At 75.9% G+C, this 3,842-nt stretch carries 4 protein-coding genes; all 4 read left to right on the top strand.

The window, feature by feature from the left end; translation table 11 throughout:
- Window positions 1-387, top strand: a 387-nt coding sequence (locus EEJ42_RS33440) for a CU044_2847 family protein (protein WP_123105779.1), incomplete at its 5' end; no start/stop codon positions are given.
- 3 nt (window positions 388-390) lie between these two features.
- Window positions 391-2,568 carry a VMAP-C domain-containing protein gene (locus EEJ42_RS53990; RefSeq protein WP_123105777.1) on the top strand — a complete coding sequence of 726 codons (2,178 nt, stop codon included), beginning with the start codon at window positions 391-393 and terminating at the stop codon, window positions 2,566-2,568.
- Between the two features lie 43 nt (window positions 2,569-2,611).
- On the top strand, window positions 2,612-3,592 hold the full coding sequence (locus tag EEJ42_RS33430) for an AAA family ATPase (protein WP_123105775.1): 981 nt from the start codon (window positions 2,612-2,614) through the stop codon (window positions 3,590-3,592).
- A 3-nt stretch (window positions 3,593-3,595) separates the two neighbouring features.
- On the top strand, window positions 3,596-3,842 hold a 247-nt coding region (locus EEJ42_RS33425), incomplete at its 3' end, for a hypothetical protein (protein WP_221179456.1).

Raw genomic sequence — 3,842 nt, 5'->3', positions numbered from 1 at the left:
GCCTACGGCGGCGCGGAGGGCGTGGGCGGCGTGGGCGGCGTGACCCCGGTCGGGCGCGGGACGCGGGCCGCGGCCGCGCTCGCCGACGCCGGTCTCGGCGTCGTCCTCCAGGGTCTTGGCTCGGTGCTCCAGGACGTGCACGACGCGGTCCGCTCGGCGCCCCACCCGCCGCAGGAGTTCACCGTGCAGTTCGGGGTGCAAGTGGGCCAGGACCTCAAGCTCGGCATCGTGGGGGCGAACGGGAACGCCAGCCTCACCATCTCGGCCACCTGGCGGCCCGACCAGACGCCCCCGGACCAGCGCCCGCCGGACCAGCCCGCGCCGGGCGAGCCCACGCCCCCGCAACAGCCGCCACAGCAGCCGCCGTTGCCCGAGCCCACGGGCTGAGCCATGGGCTGGTTCCACCCGCGCGGGTCCGCGCCACGGCCCGCCGTGTCCATCCTGGCCAAGGACGACGGAAGACCGGCGGGCGCGGGGGTCTTGCTGCCCCGCCAGCACCTGCTGACCTGTGCCCATGTGGTCAACAGCGCCCTCGGCAAGGACATGCTGGCCCCGGATCACCCGGGGGCGGTCGCCGTCTCGGTACGGATCCACGGGCCGGAGCACACCGTCGAGGCCGATGCCGAGCTGACGGCCTGGATCCCGCCCCGGCGGGACGACGGCGGCCTGGGCGCCTTCGAGTGGAACGGCGACCTGGCCGTACTGCGGCTGGCCGGGGCGCTGCCGCCCGCGTTCGAGCCGCCGCGCTGGCACCCCATGGCCCGGCGGCAGTTCGTCCGCGCCTGGCACGGCAGCGGCGAGCCCGGGGTCTTCGCCGACGCCGAAGTGAGCGAATGCGACGGGCGGTTCGGCTACTTCGACGGGGCCGAACGCACCCTGGACATCGAACCCGCCTACAGCGGCGGCCCGCTGTGGTCGAACGAGGAGAGCGCCGTCGTCGGGCTCGTGACGGCGAAGCTGCGCGTCCGGGGCGAGCTGCGGCGCGCCTGGGGCATCCCCTGGCAGCGCGTGGCGTGGGAGCTGCGGAGCGCCGGAGTGGACCACCTCCTCCCCCGGCCCGACGACGACGTACGCGACCACCCGGCCTACGCGGAACTGACCACCCTGCTGGACGGGCCGCTGTCGCTGTCCGACGGCTGGGTGCGGTGCTGCCGCGCGGTCGCCCGCCAGTGCGGCCTGGACCACCGCGCGGACGGCGCGCCCTCCGCCGACGAGTTCGCCCGGCTGCTGCTCACCCGGGGGCGCGCCCTCCCGGCGCTGGTCGAGGCGGTGCGCCCGACGGCGGGGCCGATCGCCGACGAACTCCTCGTCCTGGGACGCCGCTACGGTCTGCCCAAGCTGCTCACGCCGGGCGAGCACGGGGCGCTGCTGCGGCACCTGCGCGCCCTGCCCCCGGCCGCGGCCGCCGGTGTCCCCGGGGCCGTACGGGCGGCGCTGTCGCTGGCGGCGGCCCTGCCCGGCGCGCTCCTGGCCGGATTCGGCGCCGACGCCCCACAGGACGGTCATGAGGGGAGCGGCAACGGGCGCTTCGAGGCGCTGATCGCCCACCTGGAGGGCCTGTACGGCGACAGCACGCCGACCGATGACGGCCGCCTGGCCGTCCCGGGGCTGCTGCGCGCCGTGGAGTTCGTGGCCGCGGGCTGCTGCCCGACGGCCGAGCAGCAGGCCGACCTGTGGCAGTGGAACGCGGCCGTGGCCCGCCGTCTCGGCATCCATGACGCGGCGTTGAAGGACCGCCGCCACGACGCCAAGCAGTGGGCCCGGGGCGCGTCCCGGGGCTCCGCCCCGCCCCGGGTCGTCGCGAAGCTGTCGTCCTGCGGGAGCGCGGCGGTATCGGATGCGGGAGAGCAGCCGGAGCGCTACCGGCTGCGGCTGTGGTGCGACGACGGGGACGGGCTGCGCCAGGTGTCGGACGACAGCGAGCGGCCGCGCAGCCCGGAGGAGGCGGCGCAGGAGATCCTGGACGCGGTCGGTTCGCTGCGGCGGCCGGACCCGGCGGGCCCGCGCTTCGTCATCGAACTGGTCGTGGACCGGGACGCCCTGGAGGTGCCCGCCGACTCCTGGAAACCGGCCGGGGCGGCGGCGCTGCTCCCCGTGCCGCTCGGCGCCCCATATCCGCTGGTCGTCAACTGCCCCGAGCTGCGGGAGCTGAACGGGGAAGCCATGCTGGACCAGTGGCGGGAGCGCTGGGCCCGGCTGGACTCCGAGGAGCCGGTGCACATCGACGACGCCACGGCCCCCGACCCGGAGGCGGTGTGCGGTCTCCTCATGGAGCGGCTCACCGCCCATGTCACGGTCGACGTCGCGGCCCACCGGCGGGCGGGGGTCGTCCAGATGTGTCTGGCGGCGGGCGTTCCGGTGGTCCTGTGGGACCGCAGCGGGCAGCCGGGGTCCCCGGCCGTGCGGCACGCGACCGAGGTGCGGGCGCGGGAACTGCCCGAGGCGATACGGATGTACCGCACGAAGACCCTCCAGCGACCGGCCGATTACCCCGGGCGGCCGGTCCTCGCCTGGGCCGACGCCGGGCGGGCGCTGCCCCGGCTGGACCTCGTGGACCCCACGGAGTGACGGCGCGATGTCCGCTGACGCGGACCGAAAGGAAGGATCCCCGATGAACGCACGGGAACAGCACGAACAGCAGGGCTGGCGGCTGTTCCGGGGGGACGGCGTACCCCGGCAGGTGGAGATGCCGCCCGCACCGCCGTGGCGCCGCTTCGACGGCGCCACACCCGGCGAGGAGCGGGATTCGGGCCCAGGCCGCCCGTCGCCGTATCTGATCTCGCCCGAGCACGCCGACGTGGTCAACGCGGCCCTGCATCTGCGCCGTCCGCTGCTCGTCACCGGCAGCCCGGGCACCGGCAAGTCGTCCCTCGCGCGGGCGGTCGCGCACGAACTGGGGCTGGGCGAGGTGCTGCGCTGGCCCGTCAACAGCCGGTCCACCGTGCAGGACGCGCTCTACCGTTACGACGCGATCGGGCGGCTGCGCGAGACGACCCTGCTGCGGGACCGCGGCGAGGCCGAACCCGACATCGGCAGCTTCGTGCGGCTCGGCCCGCTGGGCACCGCGCTGGTGCCGGGCGACCGGCCCAGGGCGCTGCTCGTCGACGAGCTCGACAAGGGCGATGTCGACCTGCCGAACGACCTGCTGACCGTCTTCGAAGAGGGCGAGTTCGAGATCCCCGAGCTGGCCCGGCTGCCGGAGGAGCAGTCGGTGGTGGAGGTGCTCACCGAGCGGGCGGGCGAACGCGCCACGGTACGGCGGGGGCGGCTGGCCTGCGAGGAGTTCCCCGTCGTGGTGATCACCAGCAACGGCGAGCGCGACTTCCCGCCCGCCTTCCTCCGCCGCTGCGTACGGCTGGAGCTGCCCACCCCCGACGCGGAGCGGCTGCGGGCGATCGTCACCGCGCATCTGGGCGAGGAGGCGCTGGAGGAGGTCGATCAGCTGCTGGAGGTCTTCCTGCGGCGGCGCGCGGCGCGCGAGCTGGCCACCGATCAGCTGCTGAACGCCGTGTTCCTGCGGTCGGGCGGAGTGGACGTGACGGCGCAGGGGCTGCTGGAAGCGGTGCTGCACCGGCTGGGCGGGGCGGTGTGACCCATGGCCCGAGGGGACGGCGACCAGGGGCGGTTGGAACGGCTTGACGAGGCCATCACGGTCCTCGCGTCCGGCGGCGTGTATCTGTCGCGGGAAGAGCTGCTCGACGCCCTCTGGCTGGCCGGGCGGCTGCCCGAGTGCGACGCCGCGGGGGCGCCCCTGGAGCGCGCGGCGGCGCGCACCGGGCTGCCCCTGCCCGACGCGCGCCCCGCCACCCCGGCCGTACCCGCCTCCCCCGCCGTAGGGCCCG

Source organism: Streptomyces botrytidirepellens, from assembly GCF_003721215.1.
GTDB lineage: Bacteria > Actinomycetota > Actinomycetes > Streptomycetales > Streptomycetaceae > Streptomyces > Streptomyces himastatinicus.
The sequence above is the reverse complement of the archived record's forward strand: the minus strand, read 5'-3'. Positions and strand labels throughout refer to the sequence as shown.

Coding starts and splice junctions, on each gene's coding strand:
- EEJ42_RS53990 (WP_123105777.1), top strand. CDS start 391: ATGGGCTGGTTCCACCCGCGCGGGTCCGCGCCACGGCCCGCCGTGTCC.
- EEJ42_RS33430 (WP_123105775.1), top strand. CDS start 2,612: ATGAACGCACGGGAACAGCACGAACAGCAGGGCTGGCGGCTGTTCCGG.